The 14282-nt window shown below is 70.3% G+C and carries 20 protein-coding genes; 16 read left to right on the forward strand and 4 right to left on the reverse strand.

The annotated features are described in order from the left end of the window. Nucleotide 1: 1 nt before the first annotated feature. The 4 genes from RBJ77_RS12140 to RBJ77_RS12155 all read right to left on the reverse strand — a co-directional run bounded on the left by RBJ77_RS12140 (nt 2) and on the right by RBJ77_RS12155 (nt 6154). Entirely contained in the window at nt 2-1963 is a 1962-nt protein-coding gene (locus RBJ77_RS12140) for a PIG-L family deacetylase (RefSeq protein WP_372345008.1), read from the reverse strand. 217 nt (nt 1964-2180) lie between these two features. Continuing rightward, nucleotides 2181-3686 carry an ADP-ribosylglycohydrolase family protein gene (locus RBJ77_RS12145; protein WP_372345009.1) on the reverse strand — a complete coding sequence of 502 codons (1506 nt, stop codon included), beginning with the start codon at nt 3684-3686 and terminating at the stop codon, nt 2181-2183. 102 nt (nt 3687-3788) lie between these two features. Beyond that, nucleotides 3789-5138 carry a carbohydrate-binding protein gene (locus tag RBJ77_RS12150; protein ID WP_372345010.1) on the reverse strand — a complete coding sequence of 450 codons (1350 nt, stop codon included), beginning with the start codon at nt 5136-5138 and terminating at the stop codon, nt 3789-3791. A gap of 68 nt (nt 5139-5206) precedes the next feature. Continuing rightward, a complete protein-coding gene (locus tag RBJ77_RS12155; protein WP_372345011.1) occupies nt 5207-6154 on the reverse strand; it encodes a LysR substrate-binding domain-containing protein in 948 nt (315 codons plus the stop codon). 503 nt (nt 6155-6657) lie between these two features. Between RBJ77_RS12155 and rpsJ the strand changes: the two genes are divergently transcribed. From rpsJ to rpsH, 16 genes are all read left to right on the forward strand, one after another. Beyond that, on the forward strand, nt 6658-6966 hold the full coding sequence (rpsJ, locus tag RBJ77_RS12160) for a 30S ribosomal protein S10 (protein ID WP_003948644.1): 309 nt from the start codon (nt 6658-6660) through the stop codon (nt 6964-6966). An 18-nt stretch (nt 6967-6984) separates the two neighbouring features. Continuing rightward, nucleotides 6985-7629: a 50S ribosomal protein L3 gene (gene rplC / locus RBJ77_RS12165; protein ID WP_372345012.1), complete on the forward strand. Its 645-nt coding sequence runs from the start codon at nt 6985-6987 to the stop codon at nt 7627-7629. Nucleotides 7630-7637: 8 nt separating this feature from the next. Then, nucleotides 7638-8291, forward strand: coding sequence for a 50S ribosomal protein L4 (rplD, locus tag RBJ77_RS12170; protein WP_372345013.1), 654 nt, complete (start codon nt 7638-7640; stop codon nt 8289-8291). Then, nucleotides 8291-8710 carry a 50S ribosomal protein L23 gene (gene rplW, locus RBJ77_RS12175; RefSeq protein WP_055564827.1) on the forward strand — a complete coding sequence of 140 codons (420 nt, stop codon included), beginning with the start codon at nt 8291-8293 and terminating at the stop codon, nt 8708-8710. The genes rplD and rplW overlap by 1 nt, the downstream gene beginning before the upstream one ends. A gap of 38 nt (nt 8711-8748) precedes the next feature. Then, the gene (gene rplB, locus RBJ77_RS12180) at nt 8749-9585 is read left to right on the forward strand and encodes a 50S ribosomal protein L2 (RefSeq protein WP_255974900.1); all 837 of its coding nucleotides are present in this window, start codon (nt 8749-8751) and stop codon (nt 9583-9585) included. A 12-nt stretch (nt 9586-9597) separates the two neighbouring features. Continuing rightward, complete coding sequence (gene rpsS, locus RBJ77_RS12185; protein WP_030788278.1) at nt 9598-9879, forward strand: 30S ribosomal protein S19; 282 nt, start codon at nt 9598-9600, stop codon at nt 9877-9879. Between the two features lie 42 nt (nt 9880-9921). Beyond that, nucleotides 9922-10269: a 50S ribosomal protein L22 gene (gene rplV, locus RBJ77_RS12190; RefSeq protein ID WP_009997296.1), complete on the forward strand. Its 348-nt coding sequence runs from the start codon at nt 9922-9924 to the stop codon at nt 10267-10269. Next, nucleotides 10269-11099 carry a 30S ribosomal protein S3 gene (rpsC, locus tag RBJ77_RS12195; RefSeq protein WP_255974901.1) on the forward strand — a complete coding sequence of 277 codons (831 nt, stop codon included), beginning with the start codon at nt 10269-10271 and terminating at the stop codon, nt 11097-11099. The genes rplV and rpsC overlap by 1 nt, the downstream gene beginning before the upstream one ends. A gap of 5 nt (nt 11100-11104) precedes the next feature. After that, entirely contained in the window at nt 11105-11524 is a 420-nt protein-coding gene (gene rplP, locus RBJ77_RS12200) for a 50S ribosomal protein L16 (protein WP_055553500.1), read from the forward strand. Then, nucleotides 11524-11748, forward strand: coding sequence for a 50S ribosomal protein L29 (rpmC, locus tag RBJ77_RS12205; protein ID WP_010036720.1), 225 nt, complete (start codon nt 11524-11526; stop codon nt 11746-11748). The genes rplP and rpmC overlap by 1 nt, the downstream gene beginning before the upstream one ends. Then, nucleotides 11748-12032 (forward strand): 30S ribosomal protein S17, encoded by a 285-nt coding sequence (rpsQ, locus tag RBJ77_RS12210; RefSeq protein WP_111663851.1) that lies wholly within the window; start codon nt 11748-11750, stop codon nt 12030-12032. The genes rpmC and rpsQ overlap by 1 nt, the downstream gene beginning before the upstream one ends. Nucleotides 12033-12207: 175 nt before the next feature. Then, the gene (gene rplN / locus RBJ77_RS12215) at nt 12208-12576 is read left to right on the forward strand and encodes a 50S ribosomal protein L14 (protein ID WP_003974257.1); all 369 of its coding nucleotides are present in this window, start codon (nt 12208-12210) and stop codon (nt 12574-12576) included. 2 nt (nt 12577-12578) lie between these two features. Then, nucleotides 12579-12902, forward strand: a complete 324-nt coding sequence (rplX, locus tag RBJ77_RS12220; protein WP_030685463.1) for a 50S ribosomal protein L24 — start codon at nt 12579-12581, stop codon at nt 12900-12902. After that, entirely contained in the window at nt 12902-13459 is a 558-nt protein-coding gene (gene rplE, locus RBJ77_RS12225; RefSeq protein WP_255974902.1) for a 50S ribosomal protein L5, read from the forward strand. Before rplX ends, rplE begins: the two co-directional genes overlap by 1 nt. A gap of 5 nt (nt 13460-13464) precedes the next feature. Further along, complete coding sequence (locus RBJ77_RS12230) at nt 13465-13650, forward strand: type Z 30S ribosomal protein S14 (RefSeq protein WP_003956452.1); 186 nt, start codon at nt 13465-13467, stop codon at nt 13648-13650. Between the two features lie 209 nt (nt 13651-13859). After that, on the forward strand, nt 13860-14258 hold the full coding sequence (gene rpsH, locus RBJ77_RS12235) for a 30S ribosomal protein S8 (protein WP_018528360.1): 399 nt from the start codon (nt 13860-13862) through the stop codon (nt 14256-14258). Nucleotides 14259-14282: the final 24 nt, after the last annotated feature.

A 14282-nucleotide genomic window follows, 5' to 3' on the forward strand; every position in this document is an offset into this window, starting at 1 on the left:
GTCAGGCCTTCGCCTGGGTCGGGCGCCACAGCCAGGGGCGGGCGTCCGGGGACAGGCCCGCGGCCGTCGGGCCGCGCCGGTCCACGCTCAGGGACGGGCCGTCGAGGGTGGCGGGGGGCGTGGCCGGGCGGGTGATGTGGCCGTCGTGGAGGAGCTGGACGTGCCCGTCGGTGTCGCGGCCGAGCAGGTACGCGCCCGCCGCCGTCACCGGGCCGTAGCCGGGGAAGCGGACGGCCGGGGCGCCGGGGGAGAGCAGGCGGTCGGAGGCGGGCGGGCGGAAGTAGAGACGGCTGCCCGCTGCGGCTATCGCGTCCGCCGGGGTGGGCAGGCCGGTGAGCGGCGCGGGCCCGTCCGGCGTCCAGTGGTGGACGGTGTCGCGGCCGGGGGCGTACACGTGCACGACTCCGTCGTCCCCGACGACCGCCGTGAGTCCGTCCTGGACCGGGCCGCCGCCGAGCCGCCGCCAGGGCGACCAGGTGCCCGCCGCGTCCCGTACGCGGGTGCTGACGCCCTGGTCCGCGTCGCGTACGAAGAGGTGGACGCGGCCGTCGGGGGCGGTGACGGCGACCGGGACGCCGACGCGGCGGCCGCGGTCGGAGTCGGTGCCCTCGGGGTTGCCGAGGCCGGTCCAGGAGCCGTAGCGGCGCGGGCCGCGCTGTTCCAGGACCACGATCTCGCGCACGTCGGGGGCGCCCCGGCCCTCGATCGCCGCGAGGCGCAGGCCGAACACCAGGTGCCGGCCGTCGGTGAGCGTGGCGCTGCCGAGGACCGGGGCGAGGGGGCCGCCGCCGAGGTCGACCGGGGCGCCGAACCCGCCGTCCGTCGTGGGCCTCTCGTCGTAGCGGACCGCGCGCAGGCCGAGGACGCCGTACGCGGTGAGGCGGCCGTCGGCGGCCGGGGCGAGCGCGAGGCGGGGGCCCGGGTAGCGGTAGTGGGTGGCGCGGACCCAGCCCTTGCGGTTGGTCAGGGGGCGGTCGCCGCCGACGTTGTAGTCGCCGCAGCCCGCGGGGTTGCCGCACTGCCAGTCGGGGGCCGCGCCGTACGGGATCAGGTGGGCGGCCTTCTGGTCCAGGACCTGGGGCGGGAGGTTCTTGGGCCAGTGGTGGTTGTAGTAGCCGCGGAAGGCGGTGACGGCGAAGGCCGGGGGGCCGCTCTTCGTCCGCTCCGCCCAGCGGATCAGCGCGGCCCAGCTGAAGCAGGCGACGGCGGTGTGGTCGGCGTGGTCGGAGTAGCCGGGCTGCTCGCTGTCGCGGATCTGGGTCATCCGGTCGCTCGCCTGGATGTCCGGGTCGGGGTCGAGGGTCTGGACGAGGGTGGGGCGGTAGCGCTCGTAGAGCTCGACGAGGACGCCGACCAGCGACTCGTAGTCGTACGTCTGGACGGCGCGCACCGGGGAGCCCTGGGGGACGAGGGTGCGCAGCAGGAGGCCGCGGTCGCGCCACAGCGCGGGGACGCCCATGTGACCGGCCGGGGTGTGCATCGCCAGGTCCAGGTGGACGAGCTCGATCCGGCGGCCACGGTGCTGGAGGGTGCTGACCTCGGCCTGGAAGCCGCTGCGCAAGCGGATCGCGCTCGTCTCCCAGCGGGTGAAGACGGGCAGGCCGAGCTGGGTCGCGTACGACTGGCGCAGGCCCTGGTGGCGGGCGGCGGCGTAGGCGGCCTTGTCGGGGGCGGGGGCGCGGTCCGCCGACGTCTTGTTCCGCCCGTCGGCCTCGCCGGCCGTGACGTAGACGCAGACGAGCGGGGTGCCGGCGGCCAGCGTGTGCTGGGTGTCCGGGTTCATGAAGTACAGGTCGTCGTCGGGGTGGGCGAGGACCTGGAGCAGCAGGGCGCGCTCGGCCTGGGCGGCCGGGCGGCCCGTCGCGGGGGACGGGGCGGTGGTGTGCGGCGGGGGAGCGGGGGTGAGGCGGGAGCAGGCGGTGAGGGAGCCGGCGGCCGCCGCGGCGGCCGTGCCGAGGAGCATGCCGCGACGCGAGAGACCCGGGGAGATTGGTCTCTTAACGGGCTTTTCGGGCCTCGGTATCGCAGGTCGCTTCCGCACGGTGGCGCTCACTCCGTCCGCTGTGGAGGCAGCGGTCGGTGGGGCGCTCGCCTCTGTTCAGGTGGTTCACCTGGCTAGAGGGTCACCGAGCGGCACGGGTTCCATGCGCGTACATGTTCCGTTCACCCGGAAGGAGACGTCAGTCCCTGGTCACGAAGTCCCAGCGGGTGCCGAGCACTTCGAGCCGCTCCCGGTACTCCACGGCCCCCTGCCACTCCCGCGGCCAGTTCGCCGTGCCGCGGTGGGCGCCTGCGAAGGTGCCTGCCAGGGCCGCGGTCGCGGCCGAGGCGCCGGAGGTGTGGGCCGCTCGGCGCAGGGTGTCGCGGGGGCGGGCGTCGGTGATCAGGAAGGCGTACAGGGCGGCGGCCAGGACCTCGTCGGCGGTCCAGGCGGTGCCGACGGCGGCTCCGGGGTCCCGGTCCGGGTCCTTGGCGGCGACCGCCGTGGCCACGGTGTCCAGGGCCGTCAGGCACTCGTCCCAGCCCGCTGCGACGAAGGCGGCGGGGCTCGCCGCGCCCGCCCGTACGGCCAGGTCGCCGAGCCAGTCCGTGCGGTACGTCCAGCGGGACGCGGCCGCGTGGGCGCGCAGGCGGGGCAGCAGGTCGGCGGGCGGGCAGCCGTGTGCCAAGAGGTGGACGGCGTGCGCGGCGAGGTCGCTCGCGGCCAGCGACGTCGGATGGCCGTGGGTGAGCGCGGACTGCAACTGGGCGACGCCCGCCCGCTGTTCGGCGCTCAGGTACGGAGCGAGCCCGACGACGGCGGCCCTGACCACGCCGGCGCAGCCCTTGGAGGTCAGGGCGGACGCCGCCTGCCAGGGCGTCTCCCCGGCCAGCGCGGTGCAGGCGTCGACGGTGGTGCGGCCGGGGGACCGGTCGTTGTCGGGGGCGCGCAGCCAGCGGACCAGGTGGGTGCGCAGGGCGGCGGCGACGGCCCCGGGGGTGATCCAGGGCGGGGCGGGCAGCGCGCCGCGCGTGGTCAGGCTGTGCCGGGCCTCCGCCTCCGTCAGGGGCGCCCTGACGGCGACCTCGGCGAGCCCCTCGGCGACGGCGAGGGCGAGCTGCGTCTGGTCGGAGACGCGCACCGACTCCCCGTCGTACAGCGGGAGTTCCATCGCCGACCAGGTGCCGTACGTGGCCGTGATCCGGTCCAGGGGCAGGGTGGACAGCGGTCGGCCCATGGCGTCGCCGAGCGCGAGCCCGACGAGGGCGCCGCGCGCCGCGGACCACCGGCGCTCCGGGGCGGGCCGGTCCGCGAGGTCGTCCAGGAGGCGCAGGTGCGGGGCGGTGGCGAGCGGCCCGGCCACCAGACGGCCCGGTCCGGCCGCGGCGACCAGTTCCCGCAGCGCCGCGACCGGGGCGAGGCCGCGGGCCTTGGCGTCGTCGAGGCGGGGGCGCAGGTTCACCGCCTGGTTCCCGGCGTCCCCGCGGTCGATCTGGCCGGCCGCGCCGTCCTCGTCGTTCGCCCAGACGTACCCGGTGACGGTGCCCTTCGCGTCGGCCACCGCGACGTACCGGACGGGCAGCCCGGTCGTGCCCGCGTACCGGTCGGGCCCGCTCACGGAGCGGAACGCCAGGTCCTCCTCGAACCGTGGATTGATGGGCTTGCGCGGGACGAAGTGCGGGCCCGGACCGGCCGGCTGACTCACGTGCAGTTCCCCTCTGACGGCTCTCGCAGGAAGATCCGTCACAGCCAAACACACGCTTCCCCGTCGTCACCAGCCGCTCCGGGCCCTGCCCTCAGGCGGGGGTCACACCCGCTGCCACAGCGCGGGCACGTTCGGCGGCTCCCAGCCCGGCTGCGCCTGGTGGCCCTGGAGGCAGCGGTACGTGCCGCCGCCGTACGTCACGGTGGCGCCCGCCTGGTAGACGGTGCCGGCCGCCCAGGTGCCGCCCGGCTCACCGGGCTCGCCCGGGTCGCCGCCGCCCGTGGTCCTCAGCGTCAGCCCGTAGGTCTGCAGCAGCGGGTTGATCGGCTGGAAGTACGTGGTGCCGCCGCTGGTGCAGTTGCCGGAGCCGCCCGAGGTGACGCCCTGGGCCTGGCTGCCGGAGATGAACGAGCCGCCGGAGTCGCCCGGCTCGGCGCAGACCGAGGTGCGGGTCACTCCGGAGATCGTGCCCTCGGGGTAGGTGACGCTGGTGTTCAGCTGCTGGACCGTGCCGCAGTGCCAGCCGGTGGTGGAGCCCGAGCGGCACACCGAGGAGCCGACCGTCGCCTGCGTGGACCCGGCGACCTGGGCGCTCGACCCGTTCACGTACGGGGTCGCGGTCCAGGAGGAGTTGGCGGCCACCCACGCCATGTCGTTGCCCGGGAAGATCGAGCCCTGGAAGGTGCCCTGGGCGACCCGGTTGGACCCGGTGGTGCTGCTGCCCGCCCGGCCGCAGTGCCCGGCCGTGGCGAAGCCCTGCTGGGTGCCGCGGGTCACCGGGAAGCCGATGGAGCAGCGGCTGGAGTTGTCGATGTAGTACGCGTCCCCGCCCCGCAGGTCGTACAGCGGCCGGGGCCGCTGCGTCGACGCGACGACCCGCACCAGGCCCTCGTCGACCGCGGCGGACTTCAGCAGCGCGGGCACCGCGCCGCGCCGACTCGCCTCCACCACAAGGGAGTTGGTGGGTACGTCGACGTACCAGACCGGGGTGGCCGTGGTGTCGCGGTGGTCCGCGGCCCGGTCGAGGCGGGCCTTCGCGGCGTCGAGCGCGGACAGCGGGTGGCGTACGACGGCGGCGCGGGCGCCCGCCGCCTCGATGCCCGGCACGTCGGCGGCGTCGGTCGTCGCCACGGTCAGCACGGCGGATTCGGCGCCGCGCACCCAGGCCCCCGCGAAGTCCCGGCCGAGCGAGAGCCGCAGGGCGCCCGCGGTGGCGCCCGCCGCCGCCTCGTTGGCCAGCCGCTCCCGCGCCTGCGCACGGTCGAGGCCGAGGTCCCGTTGCATGGCGCTCAGCAGGGCGGGCGGTGCCTGGTCGGCGCCGAGGGTCTCGGCGGCCGTGGGGGCGGGAGAGGGGGCGGAGTCGGCGCTCGCGGAACTGCCGAGCCCCGCGACGAACAGCGCGGCGGACGTCGTCAGGGCCGCACACACGGCCCTGGTGCGTCTGTGGAGCATGGCGTCTCCTCGGTTGTCGGTGGGGAGGTGCCGAAACCGTAGGAGGCCGGATCGGGCCGCATAAGAGGTCAGCCGACCCCGGGGGCCGGCGTTATGGAAGCTCCGGCGGCGGCCGTGCGGGCGGTGGCCGCGTGCGCGGCACGGGCCTGGGCGAGGACGAGCCCGGCGGTGTCGGGGTGCTGGGCCGCGGGGTGCAGCCCCAGCAGGTGCCGCCACAGCAGCGGGGCCCCGGCGAGCGGGCGCACGGTGATCCCCGGGGTCGGCGGGAACGTGGCCCGGCACAGCCCCACCGCCCGCCCCACCTGCACCAGGTGCACGCAGGACGCGGTGTCCGTCTCGTACATCCGGCGCGGGGTGAAGCCGGCCCGCGCGCAGGCCGCGCCGAAGCAGTCCGCGAAGCAGCCGTCGCCGGGCACACAGGCCCACGCCTCGTCGGCCAGCGCGGTGAGCTCCGGCTCGGCGGCCCCGGCCAGCGGGTGGCCGTCCGGGAGCATCGCGCAGACCGGGTCGAGGGCGATCTCCCGCCACTCCAGGTGGGCGGGGCCGGGCGGCGGAGCGGAGCCGCAGGTGCCGAGCAGGGCGAAGTCGAGGCGGCCCTGGTCCAGGTCCTCGGCCAGCTCGCCCTCGGACCAGGAGGCGCGGGTCGTCACCGTGGTGTCCGGCAGCGCTCCGGCCAGCCGGTCCACCAGGGCGCCGAGCAGCGGGCCGTGCGTGCCGCCGAGCCGGAGCCGCTCGCGGCCGGGCCGGGCCGCAGCGAACCGGATCGCCTCCTGTTGCAGCCCGGACACGGCCGGCAGGACGATCCTGGCCCGCTCCAGGACCAGCTCGCCGAGGGCCGTGGCTCGTACGCCGTGCCGACCGCGTTCGAACAGTTCCCCGCCGAGGGCCCGCTCGATCCGCCTGAGCTGGGCGCTCAGCGCGGGCTGCGCGAGGCCCAGCACGGTCGCCGCCCGGGTGAGGCTGCCCGCATCGGCGATCGTCCGGACCGTCCTCAGATGCCGCAACTCCAGCTCCATGAAGGGAGCTTGGGGTGTGGGAGCAGCAGGAGCAAGGGGCTGGTACAGGCCAATGCGCGGCGACGGGGGTCGTGGGGCGTGGACACCCCTGGTTTGACCTTCGTCACTCAGGGGGTACTCTCTACGGCTCGATTGGCCCCGGACGTGCCCCGTATGGCAGACTGTCGGGGTTGCTCGGTTGAGTGCCGATGCTGCGCGCCTCCCGCCGGGAGGACCGGAAGCGAGTCCCACAGTACTCGTCGCCCTATCTGTCGCTTGCGGCAGCGCTGGGGCGGACGTACGGGAATCTTTCGGGAAGCTCAGCGCGGGGCGAGACCAGGCGCCTGGTGGGTTTCTTCCCCCAGTCCATGTGGCCCAGGGCCGCGGTTCCTGTTAGCAGGGAAATCCGTACGGATATTTCTGTCAGCAAGACTGCGACACGCCCGACCGCGTGGGTCGGAGGAAGTGTGAAACAGGGCCCCCAGGAGCCAGAGCGTTTCGAGAGACAGGACTACTAAGTAGCCATGGCGGGACAGAAGATCCGCATCCGGCTCAAGGCCTACGACCACGAGGTCATCGACTCTTCGGCGAAGAAGATCGTCGAGACGGTGACTCGCACTGGTGCGTCGGTCGCGGGCCCGGTGCCGCTGCCTACCGAGAAGAACGTGTACTGCGTCATCAAGTCGCCGCACAAGTACAAGGACTCGCGCGAGCACTTCGAGATGCGCACGCACAAGCGCCTGATCGACATCCTCGACCCGACGCCCAAGACCGTTGACTCCCTGATGCGACTCGACCTCCCGGCCGGTGTCGACATCGAGATCAAGCTCTGAAGGCCGGTGATCTGAGAGATGGCTAAGCAGATCAAGGGCATCCTGGGCGAGAAGCTCGGCATGACGCAGGTGTGGGACGAGAACAACCGTGTTGTTCCGGTCACCGTCGTCAAGGCCGGCCCCAACGTCGTGACCCAGGTCCGCACGAACGACACCGACGGCTACGAGTCCGTCCAGATCGCGTTCGGCGAGATCGACCCGCGCAAGGTGAACAAGCCCCTCAAGGGCCACTTCGCCAAGGCCGACGTCACCCCCCGTCGTCACCTCGTCGAGATCCGTACCGCTGGTGCCAGCGAGTACACCCTCGGCCAGGAGATCACCGCCGAGACCTTCGAGGCCGGCGTGAAGGTCGACGTGACCGGCAAGAGCAAGGGCAAGGGCTTCGCCGGTGTCATGAAGCGTCACAACTTCCATGGCGGCAAGGCTTCCCACGGTGCGCACCGCGTGCACCGCAAGCCCGGTTCCATCGGTGGCTGCGCCACCCCGGGCCGTGTCTTCAAGGGCATGCGCATGGCCGGTCGCATGGGCAACGAGCGTGTGACCACCCAGAACCTGACCGTCCACGCCGTTGACGCGGAGAAGGGTCTGCTGCTCATCAAGGGCGCGGTTCCTGGTCCGAACGGCGGCCTCGTCCTGGTCCGCACTGCGGCCAAGGGGGCCTGAGGTAACCGATGAGCACTGTTGACATCCTTTCGCCGGCAGGCGACAAGACCGGGACGGTCGAGCTCCCCGCGGAGATCTTCGACGTCGAGAAGATCAGCGTTCCGCTGCTTCACCAGGTCGTCGTCGCGCAGCTGGCCGCTGCCCGCCAGGGCACGCACAAGACCAAGACCCGCGGCGAAGTCCGTGGTGGTGGCAAGAAGCCTTACCGCCAGAAGGGCACCGGCCGCGCCCGCCAGGGTTCGACCCGCGCGCCGCAGTTCGCCGGTGGTGGCGTCGTGCACGGTCCCGTGCCGCGTGACTACTCGCAGCGGACCCCGAAGAAGATGAAGGCTGCCGCGCTGCGTCACGCCCTCACCGACCGGGCCCGCAACGCTCGCATCCACGTCGTCTCCGGCGTGGTCGAGGGCGAGGTCTCCACCAAGGCCGCCAAGACGCTGTTCGGCAAGATCTCGGAGCGCAAGAACCTGCTCCTGGTCGCCGACCGCGCCGACGAGGCCGCGTGGCTCTCCGCCCGCAACCTGCCCCAGGTCCACATCCTGGAGCCGGGCCAGCTGAACACGTACGACGTTCTCGTCTCGGACGACGTGGTCTTCACCCAGGCCGCTTTCGAGTCCTTCGTGTCCGGCCCGAAGGCCAATGACACCGAAGGGAGCGAAGCCTGATGGCTATCCGTCACCAGAGCATCGCGTCCAAGGCTGCGAAGGCTGCGAAGGCCGCGCGCGTCGCCAAGGCGAAGCGCATCGCGACCGAGGGCAAGATCGCCGTTGAGCCCACCCCGCTGAGCAAGTCCTTCTCGGACCCGCGCGACGTTCTCGTCAAGCCGGTCGTCTCCGAGAAGTCGTACGCGCTCCTCGACGAGGGCAAGTACACGTTCATCGTGGCCCCCGGCGCCAACAAGACCCAGATCAAGCAGGCCGTCGAGGCGGTCTTCTCGGTCAAGGTCACCGGCGTCAACACGATCAACCGTCAGGGCAAGCGCAAGCGCACGCGCACCGGGTTCGGCAAGCGTGCCGACACCAAGCGCGCGATCGTGACCCTTGCTGAGGGCGACCGTATCGACATCTTCGGCCAGGCCTCCTAACGGAGACCCTGGTCCGAATATCGGACGAGGACTGAGAAATGGGAATCCGCAAGTACAAGCCGACGACGCCGGGCCGCCGTGGCTCCTCCGTCGCCGACTTCGTCGAGGTCACGCGGTCCACGCCGGAGAAGTCGCTGGTCCGCCCCCTGCACAGCAAGGGCGGTCGTAACAACTCCGGTCGCGTGACCGTTCGCCACCAGGGTGGCGGACACAAGCGCGCCTACCGCGTGATCGACTTCCGTCGTCACGACAAGGACGGCGTGCCGGCCAAGGTCGCTCACATCGAGTACGACCCCAACCGCACCGCGCGCATCGCGCTCCTGCACTACGCGGACGGCGAGAAGCGCTACATCCTGGCCCCCCGTGGGCTCGCCCAGGGCGCCGTGGTCGAGAACGGCCCGGCGGCCGACATCAAGCCCGGCAACAACCTGGCGCTCCGCAACATCCCGGTCGGTACCACGATCCACGCGATCGAGCTCCGTCCCGGTGGTGGCGCCAAGTTCGCCCGCTCCGCGGGTGCCTCCGTGCAGCTGCTGGCGAAGGAGGGCACGATGGCCCACCTTCGTATGCCTTCCGGTGAGATCCGCCTGGTCGACGCGCGCTGCCGCGCCACCGTCGGCGAGGTCGGCAACGCCGAGCAGTCGAACATCAACTGGGGCAAGGCCGGCCGCATGCGCTGGAAGGGCGTCCGCCCGACCGTGCGTGGTGTCGTGATGAACCCGGTCGACCACCCGCACGGTGGTGGTGAAGGCAAGACCTCCGGTGGTCGTCACCCGGTCTCGCCGTGGGGCAAGAAGGAGGGTCGTACTCGTGATCGCAACAAGGCGAGCAACAAGTACATCGTCCGCCGCCGCAAGTCGAACAAGAAGCGCTAGGAGCGGGTTTAGATGCCGCGCAGTCTCAAGAAGGGACCCTTCGTTGACGGCCACCTCGTAAAGAAGGTGGACGCTCAGAACGAAGCCGGTACCAAGAACGTCATCAAGACCTGGTCCCGCCGCTCGATGATCATCCCCAGCATGCTGGGCCACACGATCGCGGTGCACAACGGCAAGACCCACATCCCGGTGTTCGTCACCGAGTCGATGGTCGGCCACAAGCTCGGCGAGTTCTCGCCGACGCGCACCTTCCGGGGTCACGTCAAGGACGACCGGAAGTCGAAGCGCCGCTAAGGCGGGGTGGAATCGACTATGACTAACACCGAAGGGACAACCATGGAAGCCAGGGCCCAGGCGCGGTACATCCGCGTCACGCCCATGAAGGCCCGCCGCGTGGTGGACCTCATCCGTGGCATGGATGCCACGGAGGCTCAGGCGGTCCTGCGTTTCGCCCCGCAGGCCGCGAGCGTGCCGGTCGGCAAGGTGCTGGACAGCGCCATTGCCAACGCCGCGCACAACTACGACCACACCGACGCCTCCACGCTGGTCATCAGCGAGGCGTACGTGGATGAGGGCCCGACCCTGAAGCGGTTCCGTCCGCGTGCTCAGGGCCGTGCCTACCGGATCCGTAAGCGGACCAGCCACATCACCGTGGTCGTCAGCAGCAAGGAAGGAACCCGGTAATGGGCCAGAAGGTAAACCCGCACGGGTTCCGGCTCGGTGTCACGACCGACTTCAAGTCGCGTTGGTACGCCGACAAGCTGTACAAGGACTACGTCAAGGAAGACGTCGCCATCCGTCGGATGATGACGTCCGGCATGGAGCGCGCCGGCATCTCGAAGGTTGAGATCGAGCGCACCCGTGACCGCGTGCGGGTGGACATCCACACCGCTCGTCCCGGCATCGTCATCGGCCGCCGTGGCGCCGAGGCCGACCGCATCCGCGGTGACCTCGAGAAGCTCACGGGCAAGCAGGTCCAGCTGAACATCCTCGAGGTCAAGAACCCCGAGGTCGACGCTCAGCTCGTGGCCCAGGCCGTTGCGGAGCAGCTGTCCTCCCGCGTCTCCTTCCGTCGCGCCATGCGTAAGAGCATGCAGTCGGCGATGAAGGCGGGCGCCAAGGGCATCAAGATCCAGTGTGGCGGTCGTCTCGGCGGTGCCGAGATGTCCCGTTCGGAGTTCTACCGCGAGGGCCGCGTGCCCCTGCACACGCTCCGCGCCAACGTGGACTACGGCTTCTTCGAGGCCAAGACGACCTTCGGCCGCATCGGCGTGAAGGTCTGGATCTACAAGGGCGACGTCAAGAACATCGCCGAGGTTCGCGCCGAGAACGCCGCAGCCCGCGCCGGCAACCGTCCGGCCCGTGGCGGCAACGACCGCCCGGCCCGTGGTGGCCGTGGTGGCGAGCGTGGCGGTCGCGGTCGCAAGCCGCAGCAGTCGGCTCCGGCCGCCGAGGCCCCCAAGGCCGAGGCGCCCGCCGCTGCTCCGGCTGAGAGCACCGGAACGGAGGCCTGACCGAAATGCTGATCCCCCGTAGGGTCAAGCACCGCAAGCAGCACCACCCGAAGCGCAGCGGTATGTCCAAGGGTGGCACGCAGGTTGCGTTCGGTGAGTACGGCATTCAGGCCCTCACCCCGGCGTACGTGACGAACCGTCAGATCGAGGCCGCTCGTATCGCCATGACGCGTCACATCAAGCGTGGCGGCAAGGTCTGGATCAACATCTACCCGGACCGTCCCCTCACCAAGAAGCCTGCCGAGACCCGCATGGGTTCCGGTAAGGGTTCGCCGGAGTGGTGGATCGCCAACGTCAAGCCCGGACGCGTGATGTTCGAGCTGTCGTACCCCAACGAGAAGATCGCGCGTGAAGCCCTGACTCGTGCGGCCCACAAGCTGCCGATGAAGTGCAAGATCGTTAAGCGCGAAGCAGGTGAGGCGTGATGTCGGCCGGGACCAAGGCGTCCGAGCTGCGCGAGCTGGGCAACGAGGAGCTTCTCAACAAGCTCCGCGAGGCCAAGGAAGAGCTGTTCAACCTCCGCTTCCAGGCGGCGACCGGTCAGCTCGAGAACCACGGCCGGCTCAAGGCCGTCCGCAAGGACATCGCGCGGATCTACACCCTCATGCGTGAGCGCGAGCTGGGCATCGAGACGGTGGAGAGCGCCTGATGAGCGAGAAGACTGTGACTGAAGAGACTGCCGCCCGCGGCTTCCGCAAGACCCGTGAGGGTCTTGTCGTCAGCGACAAGATGGACAAGACCGTCGTCGTCGCTGTCGAGGACCGCGTCAAGCACGCGCTGTACGGCAAGGTCATCCGCCGTACGAACAAGCTCAAGGCGCACGACGAGCAGAACGCCGCGGGCGTCGGCGACCGTGTCCTCCTCATGGAGACCCGGCCGCTGTCCGCGACGAAGCGCTGGCGCGTCGTCGAGATCCTGGAGAAGGCGAAGTAATCAAGCGGGGGCCATCCGCCCCCGCTGTCCCTCGCCCCGTTCCCGGGGCGCGGGTCTTCGCCTGCGACAGGCCAAGTAATTCCTGCGGGAAACTCCGCAGGACAGTTCCGCCAGGCTCGGCAGGGGTTCGTTCCAGAACCCCTGCCGGGAACCGGCAGACGATCAGGAGATAGACGTGATCCAGCAGGAGTCGCGACTTCGGGTCGCCGACAACACGGGTGCGAAGGAAATCCTCACCATCCGTGTTCTCGGTGGTTCGGGTCGCCGCTACGCGGGCATCGGTGACGTCATCGTCGCCACCGTCAAGGACGCGATCCCCGGTGGCAACGTGAAGAAGGGTGACGTCGTCAAGGCGGTCATCGTTCGCACCGTCAAGGAGCGCCGCCGTCCGGACGGCTCGTACATCCGCTTCGACGAGAACGCCGCCGTCATTCTGAAGAACGACGGCGACCCTCGCGGCACCCGTATCTTCGGCCCGGTGGGCCGTGAGCTGCGCGAGAAGAAGTTCATGAAGATCATCTCGCTCGCGCCGGAGGTGCTGTAAGCATGAAGATCAAGAAGGGCGACCTGGTCCAGGTCATCACCGGTAAGGACAAGGGCAAGCAGGGCAAGGTCATTGCCGCTTACCCGCGCGAGGAGCGCGTCCTGGTCGAGGGTGTCAACCGGGTCAAGAAGCACACGAAGGCCGGCCCGACCGCCAGCGGCTCGCAGGCCGGCGGCATCGTGACCACCGAGGCCCCCGTCCACGTCTCCAACGTCCAGCTGGTCGTGGAGAAGGACGGCAACAAGGTTGTCACGCGCGTCGGTTACCGCTTCGACGACGAGGGCAACAAGATCCGCGTTGCCAAGCGGACGGGTGAGGACATCTGATGACGACCACCACCACTCCGCGTCTCAAGACGAAGTACCGCGAGGAGATCGCGGCCAAGCTGCAGGAAGAGTTCTCGTACGAGAACGTCATGCAGACCCCCGGTCTCGTGAAGATCGTCGTGAACATGGGTGTCGGCGACGCCGCCCGTGACTCGAAGCTCATGGACGGTGCCGTCCGTGACCTGACGACGATCACCGGTCAGAAGCCGGCCATCACCAAGGCCCGCAAGTCCATCGCGCAGTTCAAGCTGCGTGAGGGCCAGCCGATCGGTGCCCACGTCACGCTCCGTGGCGACCGCATGTGGGAGTTCCTGGACCGCACCCTGTCGCTCGCGCTTCCGCGCATCCGCGACTTCCGTGGTCTGTCCCCCAAGCAGTTCGACGGCCGTGGCAACTACACCTTCGGTCTGACCGAGCAGGTCATGTTCCACGAGATCGACCAGGACAAGATTGACCGCGTCCGGGGTATGGACATCACCGTGGTCACCACGGCGACCAACGACGACGAGGGCCGCGCCCTCCTTCGTCACCTCGGCTTCCCGTTCAAGGAGGCGTAAGCGAGATGGCGAAGAAGGCTCTCATTGCCAAGGCTGCTCGTAAGCCCAAGTTCGGTGTGCGTGCGTACACCCGCTGCCAGCGCTGCGGCCGCCCGCACTCCGTGTACCGCAAGTTCGGCCTCTGCCGCGTGTGCCTTCGTGAGATGGCTCACCGTGGCGAGCTGCCGGGCGTGACCAAGAGCTCCTGGTAGTCCCCTAGTTGGGACTATTTGGATCTCTCGGTAAGTAAAGGGTCGGCAGAGGTCCCTGCTCTCATGGCTTAGGCTAGGAGGGTTGGGCGTCTGCCGCCCTGACCGACTTACTACGCCGTAGGTCCCCGCGCCGCACCCGTCCCGCCCCTGTGTGGGGAGAGGGATGGCGCATACAGGAAACCCCGGCGAGAGAGGCCGAAGGCCAATTCATGACCATGACTGATCCGATCGCAGACATGCTTACGCGTCTGCGGAACGCGAACTCGGCGTACCACGACACCGTGGCTATGCCGCACAGCAAGATCAAGTCGCACATCGCCGAGATCCTCCAGCAGGAGGGTTTCATCACCGGCTGGAAGGTCGAGGACGCCGAGGTCGGCAAGAACCTCGTCCTCGAGCTGAAGTTCGGCCCGAACCGTGAGCGTTCGATCGCCGGCATCAAGCGCATCTCCAAGCCGGGTCTGCGCGTTTACGCGAAGTCCACCAACCTGCCGAAGGTCCTCGGTGGCCTGGGCGTGGCGATCATCTCCACGTCGCACGGTCTCCTGACCGGCCAGCAGGCAGGCAAGAAGGGCGTGGGTGGGGAAGTCCTCGCCTACGTCTGGTAGCGGAAGGGAACGGAGGAAACAGCT

The organism is Streptomyces sp. KL116D (genome assembly GCF_030766975.1).
GTDB lineage: Bacteria > Actinomycetota > Actinomycetes > Streptomycetales > Streptomycetaceae > Streptomyces > Streptomyces longispororuber_A.

What these genes read in the sequence shown, in the direction of transcription:
- RBJ77_RS12140 (WP_372345008.1), bottom strand. Translation starts at nt 1,963, where the DNA reads ATGCTCCTCGGCACGGCCGCCGCGGCGGCCGCCGGCTCCCTCACCGCC.
- RBJ77_RS12150 (WP_372345010.1), bottom strand. Translation starts at nt 5,138, where the DNA reads ATGCTCCACAGACGCACCAGGGCCGTGTGTGCGGCCCTGACGACGTCC.
- RBJ77_RS12155 (WP_372345011.1), bottom strand. Translation starts at nt 6,154, where the DNA reads ATGGAGCTGGAGTTGCGGCATCTGAGGACGGTCCGGACGATCGCCGAT.
- rpsJ (WP_003948644.1), top strand. Translation starts at nt 6,658, where the DNA reads ATGGCGGGACAGAAGATCCGCATCCGGCTCAAGGCCTACGACCACGAG.
- rplC (WP_372345012.1), top strand. Translation starts at nt 6,985, where the DNA reads ATGGCTAAGCAGATCAAGGGCATCCTGGGCGAGAAGCTCGGCATGACG.
- rplD (WP_372345013.1), top strand. Translation starts at nt 7,638, where the DNA reads ATGAGCACTGTTGACATCCTTTCGCCGGCAGGCGACAAGACCGGGACG.
- rplW (WP_055564827.1), top strand. Translation starts at nt 8,291, where the DNA reads ATGGCTATCCGTCACCAGAGCATCGCGTCCAAGGCTGCGAAGGCTGCG.
- rplB (WP_255974900.1), top strand. Translation starts at nt 8,749, where the DNA reads ATGGGAATCCGCAAGTACAAGCCGACGACGCCGGGCCGCCGTGGCTCC.
- rpsS (WP_030788278.1), top strand. Translation starts at nt 9,598, where the DNA reads ATGCCGCGCAGTCTCAAGAAGGGACCCTTCGTTGACGGCCACCTCGTA.
- rplV (WP_009997296.1), top strand. Translation starts at nt 9,922, where the DNA reads ATGGAAGCCAGGGCCCAGGCGCGGTACATCCGCGTCACGCCCATGAAG.
- rpsC (WP_255974901.1), top strand. Translation starts at nt 10,269, where the DNA reads ATGGGCCAGAAGGTAAACCCGCACGGGTTCCGGCTCGGTGTCACGACC.
- rplP (WP_055553500.1), top strand. Translation starts at nt 11,105, where the DNA reads ATGCTGATCCCCCGTAGGGTCAAGCACCGCAAGCAGCACCACCCGAAG.
- rpmC (WP_010036720.1), top strand. Translation starts at nt 11,524, where the DNA reads ATGTCGGCCGGGACCAAGGCGTCCGAGCTGCGCGAGCTGGGCAACGAG.
- rpsQ (WP_111663851.1), top strand. Translation starts at nt 11,748, where the DNA reads ATGAGCGAGAAGACTGTGACTGAAGAGACTGCCGCCCGCGGCTTCCGC.
- rplX (WP_030685463.1), top strand. Translation starts at nt 12,579, where the DNA reads ATGAAGATCAAGAAGGGCGACCTGGTCCAGGTCATCACCGGTAAGGAC.
- rplE (WP_255974902.1), top strand. Translation starts at nt 12,902, where the DNA reads ATGACGACCACCACCACTCCGCGTCTCAAGACGAAGTACCGCGAGGAG.
- RBJ77_RS12230 (WP_003956452.1), top strand. Translation starts at nt 13,465, where the DNA reads ATGGCGAAGAAGGCTCTCATTGCCAAGGCTGCTCGTAAGCCCAAGTTC.
- rpsH (WP_018528360.1), top strand. Translation starts at nt 13,860, where the DNA reads ATGACCATGACTGATCCGATCGCAGACATGCTTACGCGTCTGCGGAAC.